This window comes from Variovorax ginsengisoli (assembly GCF_030811835.1).
GTDB lineage: Bacteria > Pseudomonadota > Gammaproteobacteria > Burkholderiales > Burkholderiaceae_C > Variovorax > Variovorax ginsengisoli_C.
Map to the genome: position 1 here is coordinate 126,567 of NZ_JAUSRO010000010.1, position 13,217 is coordinate 139,783.

General features: G+C 66.4%; 10 protein-coding genes. 4 read left to right on the forward strand and 6 right to left on the reverse strand.

The genetic code is table 11. The annotated features are described in order from the left end of the window. Positions 1-3: 3 nt before the first annotated feature. Complete coding sequence (locus J2W36_RS16510; RefSeq protein WP_307690848.1) at positions 4-699, reverse strand: response regulator transcription factor; 696 nt, start codon at positions 697-699, stop codon at positions 4-6. A 124-nt stretch (positions 700-823) separates the two neighbouring features. Here J2W36_RS16510 and J2W36_RS16515 point away from each other — a divergent pair, with 124 nt between their 5' ends. Genes J2W36_RS16515 through J2W36_RS16525 form a run of 3 tightly spaced genes read left to right on the forward strand, consistent with a single transcriptional unit; the run spans position 824 to position 6,455 of the window. Further along, a complete protein-coding gene (locus J2W36_RS16515) occupies positions 824-2,272 on the forward strand; it encodes an efflux transporter outer membrane subunit (protein WP_307690849.1) in 1,449 nt (482 codons plus the stop codon). Positions 2,273-2,280: 8 nt separating this feature from the next. Continuing rightward, entirely contained in the window at positions 2,281-3,387 is a 1,107-nt protein-coding gene (locus J2W36_RS16520) for an efflux RND transporter periplasmic adaptor subunit (RefSeq protein ID WP_307690850.1), read from the forward strand. Beyond that, a complete protein-coding gene (locus J2W36_RS16525) occupies positions 3,384-6,455 on the forward strand; it encodes an efflux RND transporter permease subunit (RefSeq protein WP_307690851.1) in 3,072 nt (1,023 codons plus the stop codon). The genes J2W36_RS16520 and J2W36_RS16525 overlap by 4 nt, the downstream gene beginning before the upstream one ends. On the opposite strand, the gene J2W36_RS16530 is transcribed toward J2W36_RS16525, so the two are convergent. Both J2W36_RS16530 and J2W36_RS16535 read right to left on the reverse strand, forming a co-directional pair. Beyond that, positions 6,391-8,064, reverse strand: coding sequence for a long-chain-fatty-acid--CoA ligase (locus J2W36_RS16530; protein WP_307690852.1), 1,674 nt, complete (start codon positions 8,062-8,064; stop codon positions 6,391-6,393). The two genes, J2W36_RS16525 and J2W36_RS16530, sit on opposite strands and share 65 nt — an antisense overlap. 28 nt (positions 8,065-8,092) lie before the next feature. Then, complete coding sequence (locus J2W36_RS16535) at positions 8,093-9,319, reverse strand: ABC transporter substrate-binding protein (RefSeq protein ID WP_307690853.1); 1,227 nt, start codon at positions 9,317-9,319, stop codon at positions 8,093-8,095. A 184-nt stretch (positions 9,320-9,503) separates the two neighbouring features. Between J2W36_RS16535 and J2W36_RS16540 the strand changes: the two genes are divergently transcribed. Further along, positions 9,504-10,175: a nitroreductase gene (locus tag J2W36_RS16540; protein WP_307690854.1), complete on the forward strand. Its 672-nt coding sequence runs from the start codon at positions 9,504-9,506 to the stop codon at positions 10,173-10,175. A gap of 93 nt (positions 10,176-10,268) precedes the next feature. Here the strand turns inward: J2W36_RS16540 and J2W36_RS16545 are convergent, their stop codons facing one another. The 3 genes from J2W36_RS16545 to J2W36_RS16555 are packed head-to-tail and all read right to left on the reverse strand — an operon-like array spanning position 10,269 to position 13,202. Further along, positions 10,269-11,297, reverse strand: coding sequence for a phosphotransferase family protein (locus J2W36_RS16545; RefSeq protein WP_307690855.1), 1,029 nt, complete (start codon positions 11,295-11,297; stop codon positions 10,269-10,271). 3 nt (positions 11,298-11,300) lie between these two features. Next, positions 11,301-12,113, reverse strand: a complete 813-nt coding sequence (locus tag J2W36_RS16550; RefSeq protein WP_307690856.1) for an enoyl-CoA hydratase-related protein — start codon at positions 12,111-12,113, stop codon at positions 11,301-11,303. Between the two features lie 51 nt (positions 12,114-12,164). After that, positions 12,165-13,202 (reverse strand): branched-chain amino acid ABC transporter permease, encoded by a 1,038-nt coding sequence (locus tag J2W36_RS16555; protein ID WP_307690857.1) that lies wholly within the window; start codon positions 13,200-13,202, stop codon positions 12,165-12,167. Positions 13,203-13,217: the final 15 nt, after the last annotated feature.

The window sequence follows — 13,217 nt, forward strand, 5'->3', positions numbered from 1 at the left end:
CGATCAATCCTTGAGCAATTGGTAGCCAAGACCGCGCACGCTCTGGATCCACGAGCGGCCGTCCTCGCGCACGCCCATCTTCTGGCGGATGCTGCTGATATGCACGTCGATGCGCCGGTCGAAACGCGTGAGCGACCTGCCAAAGGCCTCCTGCGAGATGTCCTGCTTGCTGGTCAGCTGTCCCGCATTGCGAACCAGCACCTCCAGCAGGCTGAATTCGGTGCCCGTGAGCTCAAGCGGCACACCGTTCCAGCGCGCCTGACGCGTCCCGGGCCACAGCGTGAGCGCCCCGGCCTCCAGCGTCTGCGACACGCTCGCCACATCGGGCAGATTGCGGCTTTCCGTGCGCCGCAGGATGGCGTGAATGCGTGCGACCAGTTCTCCGGGGGTGCAGGGCTTGGGGACATAGTCGTCTGCGCCCATGTTGAGACCCACGATCTTGTCGACGTTGTCGCCTCGCGCGGTCAGCATGAGGATGGGCACGTTGCTGGCGCTGCGCAGCCGGCGCAACACCTCCATTCCCGACAGTCGCGGCATCATGATGTCCAGCACGACAAGCGCGTAGCCACCCCGCAATGCCTCGTTCAAACCCGCTTCGCCGTCATGCACGACGCGGGCCTCCAGGCCCTCGCGGGACAGGTACAGCGACAGCATCGATGTGAGATCGACGTCGTCGTCGACAAGCAAAATCCTGTGCATCGGGCGCAGTATGGGGCAGATCGTGCGGCACATCCTCCCGAGCCGCCAACCTTTACCCTCCTTAACTCTGGCTAACCGCGATCGACGGCCGTCGCTCTTACCATCGATGGAGAAAGAAAAGCCGATGAACGCACCGCCCCTTCCCCCGCTCGCGACGCTGCTCGCCCTCTGCGCAGCCTTGAGCCTGACCGCCTGCGCGACGGGACACGTCGAGGAGCCGCCACCGCTGAAAGCGCCACAGTCCTGGCAAGCCGAGCTGCCTCACGGCGGAAGCTCGGCCGATCTGCGCCAATGGTGGCAGCAGTTCGACGACGCCCGAATCGCCAGCTTGGTCGAGATGGCAGAACGCGACAGTCCTTCGCTCGACAAGGCCTGGGCCAGCATCGAGAAGGCACGCGCCACGTTGCGCAGCACACGGTCCGACGCGCTACCCAGCCTGACGGGCAGTGCGTCGGCGTCGCGAAGCAATCAAGTGCAATCGGGCCTGTCGACGACCACGGGTGAATCGCGCAGCGCCGGCTTCGACGCGTCATGGGAAGTCGACCTGTGGGGCAAGGTCCGCCGCAACAGCGACGCTGCGTCGGCGCGCATCGAGGCGCGCACCGCCGACTGGCACGACGCGCGTGTTTCGCTCGCGGCAGAGGTGGCCGACACCTACGTGCAGTACCGCGCCTGCATGCTGCTCGCGGATGCCTACCAGCGCGAGGCAACCTCGACCGCCGCCACCGAACAGGCCACGGCGAACGCGGTGCGGGCCGGCTACACCGCACCGTCGGACGGCACACTGGCGCGCGCGAGCCTCGCGAGCGCGCAATCGAGCCTGTTGTCGCAGACCACGCAGTGCGGCATCCTCGTCAAGTCGCTGGTGTACCTCACCGGCACCGACGAGCCCGCGCTGCGCCAGCTGATCGACGGTGGCGAGAACCGCATGCCACGGCCGGCGGCGCTGGAGGTGCAGGCGGTGCCGGCGCAGGTGCTGCGCCAGCGCCCCGACCTGGCTTCGCTCGAACGCGAGGTGGTCGCCAGTGGCGCCGAGATCGGCGCAGCCCAGGCGGACCTCTATCCGAGCCTGTCGCTCAGCGGATCGGTCAGCGTGTCGGCGAGCAGCCTGGCCTCGCCGGCCACGCTCTGGTCCTTCGGCCCCTCGCTCTCCATCCCGCTGTTCGACGGCGGGCAGCGCCGCGCGGCGATCGATACCGCGCGGGCCAACTATGTGTCGGCGATTGCCAGCTACCGGCAGGGTGTTCGCACCGTCGTCCGAGACGTCGAAGAAGCCCTGCTCAATCTTGATGGCGCCCGCCGCCGCGCGCAGCAGGCAGAAACGGCAGCGCGCGAGTACCGGAACTACTTCCTGTCCAGCGAAAGCAACTGGCGCGCCGGGCGCACCAGCCTGCTCACGCTGGAGGAGGCCCGGCGCTCGGCGCTGTCGGCCAAGATCACCGAAATCACCCTGCAACAGAACCGCGTCCAGTACTGGATCGCCCTCTACAAGGCCGTCGGCGGCGGATGGCAGCCCGGCACACCGGTCACCGCCCCCGAAACGGCGGCCGAAGAACAGACGAAGAAGTCATGAGCACTCCCTTGAAACCAAAGTCCCGCCGCGGCCTCGTCATCGTCGTGATCCTGCTGCTGGTGGTTGCAGCCGCAGCCTTTTTCCTGCGGCCCCCCGCGAAGGATCCCGCAGCCAGCACACCCGCCAGCGCGATGACTGTCGAGGTCGTCACGCCCGACCGCCGCGACTGGTCGCAGACCCTGCAAGGCAGCGGACCGGTCACGGCATGGCAAGAGCTGATCGTCAGTCCCGAGACCGGTGGCTTGCGCGTGGCGGAGTTGCTGGTGGACGTCGGCGACGTGGTCAAGCGCGGCCAGGTGCTCGCGCGGCTGGCCGACGACAGCCTGCGCGTCGACCTGCGCAAGCAGGAGGCGGTGGTTGCGCAGTCACGAAGCAGCCTTGAACAGGCCAGCGCCTATGCGCGACGGGCAAACGCCGTCGGCACGAGCGGCTCACTGTCCGAGCAACAGATCGAGGAATACCGGATTTCCGAAGCGACGGCGCGCGCGACGCTGCAGTCGTCCCAAGCCGACCTCGACAGCGTGAAGCTCAAGCTCGTGCAGACGCGCGTCCTCGCACCCGACGACGGCGTGGTGTCATCGAAGAGCGGCATCGTCGGCAACGTCGTGAGCGCGGGCACCGAACTCTTCCGCCTCGTGCGAAAGGGCCGGCTCGAATGGCGGCCCGAATTCGATGCACGCGAGCTGGCTTCGGTGAAGGCCGGCCAGAAGGCAGAGCTGACGCTGCCCAACGGTGAACAGGTGACCGGCACCGTGCGCGTCGCGTCGCCGACCTTGTCGACGAACACAGGTCGTGCGACGGTGTATGTCAGCCTGACCGGTGACAGCACTGCACGCGCGGGCATGTTCGCCAGCGGCCTCCTCAGGCTGGGCACCACGCCTGCGGTCACGCTGCCCCAGACGGCCATCGTGATGCGCGACGGGCGCGCCTATGTCTACCTTGTGGATGCCAGCAACAAGGTCTCCTCGCAGGTCGTGACGACGGGTCGCCGCCAGGACGACCGGATTGAGTTGCTGTCCAAACTCGCCAGCGATGCGCGGGTCGTCGCCAGCGGCGGAGCGTTCCTGTCCGAAGGCGTATTGGTCACGGTCAAGCAAGCGGAGACCGCACGATGAATGTTTCATCCTGGTCGATCCGCAATCCGGTTCCAGCCGTACTGACCTTCATCCTGCTGACGGTCCTGGGAATCATCGGTTTCCGGACCCTCCAGATCCAGGACTTCCCCGACACCGACCTGCCGACCATCCAGGTTTCGGCAACGCTTGAAGGCGCTGCGCCCGCGCAGCTCGAGACCGAGGTCGCGCGCAAGATCGAGGACAAGCTCGCCTCGCTGAGCCGGCTGGACCACATCACCACGACCATCACCGACGGCCTGGTGAGCATCAGCGTCAGCTTCGAGATCGACAAGGACTCGGAAGTCGCGCTCAACGAAGTCCGCAACGCGGTCGACAGTGCCAAGTCGGACCTGCCGGCCAGCATCACGTCGCCGACGGTCTCCAAGCTGACCACGGCCAGCACCGCGCTGCTCACCTACACCATCGATTCGACAGCGATGGACGAGAAGGACCTGTCCTGGTTCGTCGACAACCAGGTCACAAAGAACCTGCTGACCGTCAAGGGCGTCGGCTCGGTGTCGCGTGTGGGCGGTATCGACCGCGAGGTTCACATCGACCTCGATCCGGTGCTGATGGCCGGCCTTGGCGTCACGCCTTCCGACGTGTCCACGCAACTCAAGGCGACGCAAAAAGAGGCATCGGGCGGCGAGATTCACGTGGGCGGCCAGAAGCAGTCGAGCCGGACGCTGGCCACCGTCGGCTCGGCCGCCGAGGTCGCGGCGATCACGCTGTCGCTGGGCGATGGCCGCTATGTGCGGCTCGACCAGATCGCACGCATCACCGACACGAACGCCGAACGCACGACCATGGCGTTCCGAGACGGCAAGAAGGTGATCGGCTTCGAGATCAAGCGCTCCCAGGGCTTCTCGGACGTCGGAGTCGCGAACGACATCCGCGCGTCACTGCAGAAGTTTTCCACGGCGCATCCCGAAGTCAACATCGTCGAGGCCAGCAACACCGTCACGCCGATCCAGGAGAACTACGAAGGCTCCATGGAGCTCCTGCTCGAAGGCGCGGTGCTCGCGGTGCTCGTGGTCGGTTGGTTCCTGCGCGACATGCGTGCCACCTTCATCGCTGCGGCCGCGCTGCCGTTGTCAATCGCGCCGGCCTTCGCCTTCATGGCGCTGGCGGGCTATTCGCTCAACACCATCACGCTGCTGTCGCTGTCATTGGTCATCGGCGTGCTGGTGGACGACGCGATCGTGGAGATCGAGAACATCGAGCGCCATCTGCTGATGGGCAAGACTCCCTACCAGGCCGCGATGGAGGCGGCCGACGAGATCGGCCTGGCGGTGATCGCAACGACCTTCACGCTGGTGGCCGTCTTCCTGCCGACGGCCTTCATGGGCGGCATTCCGGGCAAGTTCTTCCGCCAGTTCGGTGTGACCGCCTCGATCGCCGTGCTTGCGTCCCTGCTGGTCGCGCGGCTGCTCACGCCGATGATGGCCGCCTACCTGCTCAAGCCCAAGGCGGCGCACCTGCACAACGCATCGATCGATGGGCCGGTGATGACGCGCTACCTGGGCTGGGCGCGCGGCGTGCTCGAGCACCGAAAGGCCACCGTCATCGCCGCGCTGGTCTTCCTGGTGCTCTCGATTGCGCTCGCGCTGACGATCCCGACCGCGTTCATGCCAGAACAGGACAAGGCCCAGGCCACGGTGACGCTCAAGCTCGGGCCCGACGCCACGCTGGCGCAGACCACCGCCGTCAGCCAGCAGGCGCAGCAGTTGCTCAGCAAGATCCCCGAGGTGCATTCCGTCTTCATCGCCGCCGGCACTGCCAGCACCGGCAGCGGCATGAGTTCGAGCGCGACGACAGACGTCACCAGTTCCACGCTCACGGTCGACCTGGTAGACCGTGGCGACCGCAAGCTCAAGCAGTCCAAAGTCGAGGCCGAGATCCGCGATCAGTTGCGGACCATTCCCGGCGTCCGCGTGAGCGTCGCAGGCAGCAGCACCGGTTCGACACTGGAGATCACGCTGGCCGGCGACGATGCCGACACGCTGAACAAGGCGGCGAACCAGGCCGAGCAACAGCTTCGCTCGCTGCGCAATGTCGGCAACGTGACATCGAGCGCGGCACTGCAGCGTCCGGAAGTCCAGGTGCGCCCGGACTATGCGCGCGCAGCCGCCCTGGGCGTCACGTCCGAGGCACTGGCCGACGCCGTTCGGCTCGCGACCTACGGCGACTATTCGACGGCGCTGCCCAAGCTCAACCTGCCCGAACGCCAGATCGCGATTCGCGTGCGGATGGATGAATCCGTGCGGCAGGACATGGATGCGATCTCCCAGTTGAGGGTCAAGGGCGCCAACGGCTCGGTCAGCCTCGGCTCGGTGGCCGATGTGACCATGGGCAGCGGCCCGTCGCAGATCGACCGTCTGGACCGATCCCGCAACGTGACCTTGAGCGTGGAACTCAACGGCCGTGCGCTCGGCGAGGTGCAGAAGGAGGCCATGGCCCTGTCGGCGCTCAAGACGCTGCCAGCGGGCGTGCGCATCGTGGAGCAGGGCGAACTGCAGCGCATGTCGGAGCTGTTCACGAGTTTCGGCACGGCCATGGCGATCGGTGTGTTCTGCATCTATGCCGTGCTGGTGCTGCTGTTCCACGACTTCATGCAGCCGGCTACCATTCTTTGCGCGTTGCCGCTGGCCTTCGGCGGCGCATTCGGCGCACTCTGGCTCACCAACCAATCCTTCTCGATGCCGGTGGTCATCGGCGTGCTGATGCTGATGGGCATCGTGACCAAGAACTCGATCCTGCTGGTCGAATACGCCATCGTGGCGCGACGGGACCGCTCGATCACACGGCTCGACGCGGTCATCGACGCCTGCCACAAGCGGGCGCGTCCCATCGTCATGACGACCATCGCCATGGCCGCCGGCATGCTGCCCAACGCCCTTGGCCTGGGCGCTGAGCCCAGCTTCCGTCAACCCATGGCGATCGTGGTCATCGGCGGCCTGCTCACCTCGACGGTGCTGAGCCTGCTGGTCGTGCCCGTGGTGTTCACCTATGTGGACGACCTGCTGCAGTCGCTGCGTCGGCTGATGCCATCGGAACGTAACCCTTGAACTGCTCCCGGAGCCGGGTTTTCAGCAGCTTGCCGGTGGCGGTGTGCGGCAGCGATTCGACAAAGACGACGTCGTCAGGCAACCACCATTTCGCGACGCGCTCGGAGAGAAACAGCCGCAGTTCGGCCGCCGTGACCTCCAGCCCCGGCCGCCGCACGACCACCAGCAAGGGCCGCTCCTGCCATTGGGGATGCGGCACGCCGATGACCGCAGCCTCGGCGACCGCGGGATGCGCATTGGCCGCATTCTCAAGGTCGATCGACGAGATCCATTCGCCGCCTGACTTGATCACGTCCTTGGCGCGGTCCACCAGCTGCACGTAGCCGTCGGCATCGACCGTTGCCACATCGCCAGTCGGAAAGTAGCCCTCGGCGTCGAGCACCGTGCCACCCTCCCCTTTGAAATAGCCGTTCGCGATCCAGGGGCCGCGCACGTGCAGGTGGCCGAAGGCGGTGCCATCGTGGGGCAGCCGAAGCCCCTGCTCGTCGACGATCTTGAGCTCGACGCCCCAGACTCCGCGGCCCTGCTTCATCTTGACCGTCGTCTGCGCCTCTTTCGGCAGGTGGCGGTGCTTGGGCAACAGGTTGCCGATCACGCCGATCGGGCTGGTCTCGGTCATGCCCCAGCCCTGCACGAAATCGGCGCCGAAGTCGCGCTCGAAGCGCTCGATCATGCTGCGCGGCGTGGCCGCACCGCCAACGCCAATGCGCTGCAAGCCCAATGCCAGCGTGTCGATTTCCGGATGCGCATCGAAATACTGGAACTGCATCAGCCAGACCGTGGGAACCGCCTGCGAGAAGGTTACTTTTTCGTCGCGCATGAGCTCGTAGAGGCTGTGGCCGTCGAGCTTCGGGCCGGGCATCACCAGCTTGGCGCCCGCCATGGCCGCCGAGTACGGCATGCCCCAGGCATTGGCATGGAACATCGGCACCGCCAGCAGCAGCGTCATGCCCGAATGGACGTTGAAGGTGTCGGGCGCGCACTCCATCAGCGAATGCAGCACGGTGGACCGGTGCGAATACAGCACGCCCTTGGGATTGCCAGTGGTGCCCGAGGTGTAGCAGAGCGACGAGGCCGTGCGCTCATCGAATACCGGCCAGGTGAAGTCTTCACTCTCTGCAGCGATCAGTTCCTCGTAGCAGAGCAGCCTTGGCAGGTCGAGCACCGGCATGTGGGCCCGGTCGGTCATCGCCACGTAGGTATGGACCGTCCTGAGCGAGGGCGCCAGCTGCGCCACCAGCGGCGCAAAGGAAATGTCGAAGAACAGCACCTGGTCTTCGGCGTGGTTGACGATGTAGTCGATCTGTTCGGGGAACAGCCGCGGGTTGACCGTATGCAGCACCGCGCCGGTCCCCGAGACGCCGTAATACAGCTCCAGATGCCGGTGGGTGTTCCAGGCCAGCGTGCCGACACGCTGGCCGGGCGTGACGCCGAGCGACTGCATCGCGTTGGCCACGCGCTTGGCGCGGCGCTGCACCTCGCGGTAATGGGTGCGATGCACCGGCCCTTCGACGGTGCGCACGACGATCTCGGTTTCCGGGTGAAAAGTGGCCGCATGATCGATCAGCGACGAGATCATCAGCGGGCGGTCCTGCATCAGTCCGAGCATGGGGTTTCCTCCAGCGTTGCCATGTCGTTCATCTGCCCATCACCGGACCGACGGGCTCGAAACGGGTGCCGGCAAAGCGCAAAAGCTGCATGCGCTCGATCGGATAGAAGTCGTTGGCCGAGGTCTTCACGTCAATGCCCGGGTAGAGCATGGGCAGCGTGAGCGACAGGTTGGCCGCGATCTTCATGATGTTCTCGCGCGTGAGGTTGTCGCCGGCCTGGCGCAGCACGTGCTCGAGCGTTTGCGCCGACGAGTAGCCCAGCACGTTGTTCGAGTCCATCACGTCGCCGCCGGGGTAATACCTGGCCATGAAGGCCTTGTAGTCCTCCAGTTCCCTGGTGTTCTTCCAGCGCTCGTCGGCCGGGTCGCGCAGGTAGGTCGCCGAGATCACGCCCTGCGCATTCTCGTAGCCCGCCGGCTTGATCACCGCCGAGACCGACATCGACACGCTCGACAGGTACTGCGTCGGCTTCCACCCGATGTCGGCCGCCTTGCGAATCGCCTGCGCCGCGAACTTGGGCGTGCTGATGTTGAAGAACGTGTCGGCACCCGAGGCCTTGAGGTTGACCATCTGGCTGTCGATGGTCGGATCGGTCACCTCGTAAGTGGACTGCGCCACGACCATGCGCCTGGCCTTGTCGCCGAGCCCGTCGAGAAAGCCCTTGAGGAAGTCCTTTCCGAAGTCGTCGTTCTGCATCAGGATCGCGATCTTCGCGTCGGGCCGGGTCTTGAGGATGTGCTCGGCGTAGATCAGCCCTTCGGTCTGGTAGGTCGGCTGCCAGCCCATGGTCCAGGGGAAGTCCTTGGGGTCGCCGAAGCGCGTGGCGCCGCTGGCCACGAAGAGCTGCGGCACCTTCCTGGCATTCATGTAGCGGCGGATCGCCATGTTGTGGGCCGTGCCCAGCGTACCGAACAGCAACAGCACTTCGTCCTGCTCGACCAGCTTGCGCGCCTGCTCCACGGTTTTGGAGGGCGTGTAGGCATCGTCCAGGGAGATGAACTGGACCTTGCGACCGTTGATGCCACCTTCGGCATTGACCTTGTCGAACCAGGCGCCCGCGCTCTTGCCGATCGTGCCGTAGGCAGAGACCGGCCCCGAATACGGCACGAGATGACCGATCTTGATCGTGGTGTCGGTGGCACCGGTGTCATAGCTCTTTTGCGCATGCGCCGCGAAGATCGCGGCCGCGCCGATCAGCAGCGCTGCGCACGTTCGCAGGATGCCCCTGCAGGGGCGGGCGTGGAATAGTTGCATGGCTGTCTCCTTCGTTTTTATGTGGCGCCATGGGCGGCGTCTCCGCGGATCGTAGGCACCCGCCTTGACGCCGGGCATCGTCGGAACGGACGATTGAGGGCGCACGAACCGGCCCTAGCATCGGGACTTCGTGCCGGCACGCGCCGCACATCAACCTTGGCCCATCTTGGCCAGAAGGAGCTTCATGAACGTCCAGGACGCGATCGCCAGCCGCCGCTCGGTGCGCCACTTCATCGACCGCCCCGTGCCGGTCGACACCATCCGGCGTGTGCTCGCGCAGGCCCTGCGCGCGCCTTCGGGAGGCAACCTCCAGCCGTGGCACCTGCACGTCGTGGGCGGTGACCGGCTGACCGAACTCAAGGCGCTGATGCGCGAGCGCTTGCAGGAGGCGCCAACCGGCGAAGGCAGCGAGTACGACATCTACCCCCGCGAGCTGGTAGACCCCTACCGGGAGCGCCGCTATGCGGTCGGCGAGGCGATGTATGCGCGTCTGGGCATCCCGCGCGAGAACAAGGCCGCGCGGCTCCAATGGTTTGCGCGCAACTACGCGTTCTTCGGCGCCCCGCTGGCGTTGTTCTGCAGCGTCGACCGCCGCATGGGTCCGCCGCAGTGGTCCGACCTGGGCATGCTGCTGCAGAGCGTGATGCTGCTGTTGCGCGCAGAGGGCCTGGACAGCTGCGCGCAGGAGTGCTGGGCGATCTACCCCAAGACCATCGGCAGCTTTCTCTCGCTGCCCCCCGAACGCATGCTCTTCACCGGCATGTCGATCGGCTATGCAGACCCCGACCACGCGCTTTCAGGCTTCAGCACAGAGCGCGCACCGCTGGCCGAGGTGGCGGAGTTCATCGGAATCTAGGGCTTTGCCGGCAGCGGCGAGAACTCTGCCGGCGTGGAGTCATGGCGCAGCGATTTTTCCGCCTCGCCGTGCCGCGCCGATCGGCCCGGCCTGTCAATCGATCAGCGCGGCCGCCCGGCGTGCGAAGCCTGCGGCCTGGGCGCCCACCTGTTGCGCGTCGTGGGCGGCTGCACTGCCACTGCGGGCACGTGCCGCGATGCCTTCCAGAATGACGGCGAAGCGAAACAGCGAGAAGGCCAGATGGAAGTTCGTCACCGGCTCGCGGTGGCCACCCGCGCGCAGGTAGTGCGCCACGTACTCCTCCTGTGTCGGGATGCCCTCGGCGACCAGGTCGAGGCCGCGCATGCCACCGAACTCATCGACACCCGTGTGCCAAGCCATGCAGCTGTAGGCAACGTCGGCCAGCGGATGGCCCAGCGTCGACAACTCCCAATCGAGCAGCGCGACCACGCGCGGCTCGGTCGGGTGGAACATCAAGTTGCCGAAACGGAAGTCGCCATGGGCGATCGTGGTCGAATCACCCTGCGGAATGTGGGCAGGCAGCCAGGCGATGAGCCGGTCGATGTTGGCGTCGTCGCGCGTGCGCGATGCTTCCCATTGCCGCGTCCAGCGCGCGACCTGTCGCTGAAAGAAATTGCCAGGTCGACCGAAATCGCCAAGGCCGGCGGCGGCCCAATCGACGGCATGCAGGCGCGCCAGCGTCTCGGCCATGGCGACGTAGTACGCGCGGCGCTCAGCCGGGGCGATCTCCGGCAGCGTGTAGTGCGCAAAGACCCGCCCTTCGAGCTTGTCCATCACGTAGAACGGCGTGCCGACGACACTGCGGTCATCGCAGTACAGCACCGTGTTCGGCACGGGTACCTCAGTGTTGGCCAAGGCGCGCAGCGCGCGGTATTCGCGATCGACGGCATGCGCCGAGGGCAGCAGATCGCCCGGCGGCTGCTTGCGCAGCACCATCGCGCGCTGTTCGAAGTCGACGTAGAAGGTCGGGTTGGACTGGCCACCGCCGATGCGCGCCAGCCGCATCGGCCCACTCAAGCCGGGGATCCGATCGCGCAGGTAGATGGCCAGGCGTTCGGCATCGAATTCCGGCACCGTGTCCGAAGTGCTGTGACTCGCCATGGCTCAGCCCCTTCGGAACACGGGCTCGCGTTTCTCGCCGAAGGCCTTCACGCCTTCGGCGAACGCGGGCCGGTCGATCAGCTCGCGCTGGCGCTCGGCTTCATAGTGCAACTGGGCTTCCAGCCCGACGCTGCCGGCCGATTCGTAGGCATTGCGGATCTCGGTGGCTGCATGCGCGGGCAGGCGCGCCAGGCGTTGTGCAATGGCCACCGATTCCTGGCGCAGCACGGTGTCGTCGACGCAGGACCACACCAGACCCCATTGCACGGCCTGCTCGGCGCCCAGCCGGTCACCCAGCAGCGAAAGTGCCACGGCGCGCGCGCGACCGACCGAGCGCTCGAGGAACCAGGTCGTGCCCAGGTCGGGCACGATGCCCAGCCGTGGCATGAATGGCAGGTAGAAATAGGCCGACCGGGCCGCGACCACCAGGTCGGCGGCAAGGGCCAGGCCGACACCCGCACCGGCGGCAGGACCATTGACCGCGCAGACCACCGGGAACGGCAGGCTGCGAATGTCGGTGATCAACCGGTTCGACAGTTCGGCCATCGTGTCGGCCGTGCGCTGGCCCAGGCTGCCGCTGGTGCCGGCCGGCCCCATGCTCGACAGGTCGGCACCGACGCAGAAGGCCTTGCCCGAACCGGTCAGCACCAGCGCGCGCACGGTGCCCTCGTCGCGCAGACGCGCCAGTCGGTCGCGCAGGTGGTGCTGGAGCTCGAGCGTGAGCGGATTGAGCCGCGTCGGGACGTTCATGCTCAGAATCGCGACGTCGCCATCGCGTTCGTACAGGAGGCAAGGATCAGTGTCTTTTGGGCTCATGGCATCTCGGAAAAGCGGTTGACAAGGGGGTCGAACAGATTGAGCACGTGTTCATCCAGAGGTGTGCCAACGTGCCTGGATCTTGCGCAGCAGGCCGACCACGCCGCCGGGCATTGCGAACGCCATCGCGATCAGCACGACGCCGTAGATCGCCCACGGCGCCGCCTTCGACACTTGCTCGGCCAGCGAAGGCACGAACATGATGAAGATGGCGCCGAAGAGCGCGCCCCACAGCGTGCCGACGCCGCCGATCACGATGCCCACCAGCAGCGAGATCGACAGGAACAGCGTGAACGAGTCGGGCGCCACGAACTGCACCGCGATGGCCGACAGCGCCCCGCCGACGCCGGTGTAGGCAGCCGATACGCCGAAGGTCATCGCCTTGCAGTGTTTGTTGTCCACACCCATGGCCTCTGCGGCCATCGCGTGGTCGCGGATCGCGCGCATTGCGCGGCCCGTGCCGCTGTGCAGCAGGTTGTGCGCCAGGGCGAACATGATCACGGTGACGAACAGCGCGAACAGATAGAGCCACTGGTCCGGCGTGAGCGGCAAGCCGAAAGGCGCGTCGGGCTTCATCAGCACGATGCCCTGCACGCCACCCGTCCAGGCTTCGAGGTGCTTGTACTTGAGCAGTTGCGGCATGGCGACGCCGAGCGCGAAGGTCGCGAGCGCAAGGTAGAGCCCTTCGAGCTTGAGCGCTGGCCGCCCGAAGGCATAGCCCACCAGCAGGCAGACGACCGCCGCGGCCGGCACCGTGGCCCAGTACGCCACGCCACCCTGGTCCATGAGGATGGCCGTCGTGTAAGCACCGATGGCATAGAACGCGCCATGGCCCAGGGAAATCTGGCCGTTGTAGCCCGTCAGGATGTTCAGGCCCAGCAGCGCGATCGCGTACGACAGCACCATCGTGGCCTGGAACAGCTGGAAGCCCTTGGCCACGAAGGTGATGCCGACGGCGAGCAGCGCCAGCACGGCGAGCGCACCGGTCCAGCCGGGTGCGAAGCCGCCCCTGCGGGCGATGACGGACTTCGAAACAGGCGTGCTGGTGGCAGCAAGGGGCGCCCGCGGCGCGGCATCGACGGAATTCATGTGCAGGAGTCCTGG

Excerpts from the sequence above, each read along its gene's own strand:
- J2W36_RS16535 (WP_307690853.1), bottom strand. The coding sequence starts at position 9,319 with ATGCAACTATTCCACGCCCGCCCCTGCAGGGGCATCCTGCGAACGTGC.
- J2W36_RS16555 (WP_307690857.1), bottom strand. The coding sequence starts at position 13,202 with ATGAATTCCGTCGATGCCGCGCCGCGGGCGCCCCTTGCTGCCACCAGC.
- J2W36_RS16545 (WP_307690855.1), bottom strand. The coding sequence starts at position 11,297 with ATGGCGAGTCACAGCACTTCGGACACGGTGCCGGAATTCGATGCCGAA.
- J2W36_RS16550 (WP_307690856.1), bottom strand. The coding sequence starts at position 12,113 with ATGAGCCCAAAAGACACTGATCCTTGCCTCCTGTACGAACGCGATGGC.
- J2W36_RS16540 (WP_307690854.1), top strand. The coding sequence starts at position 9,504 with ATGAACGTCCAGGACGCGATCGCCAGCCGCCGCTCGGTGCGCCACTTC.
- J2W36_RS16510 (WP_307690848.1), bottom strand. The coding sequence starts at position 699 with ATGCACAGGATTTTGCTTGTCGACGACGACGTCGATCTCACATCGATG.
- J2W36_RS16515 (WP_307690849.1), top strand. The coding sequence starts at position 824 with ATGAACGCACCGCCCCTTCCCCCGCTCGCGACGCTGCTCGCCCTCTGC.
- J2W36_RS16525 (WP_307690851.1), top strand. The coding sequence starts at position 3,384 with ATGAATGTTTCATCCTGGTCGATCCGCAATCCGGTTCCAGCCGTACTG.
- J2W36_RS16530 (WP_307690852.1), bottom strand. The coding sequence starts at position 8,064 with ATGCTCGGACTGATGCAGGACCGCCCGCTGATGATCTCGTCGCTGATC.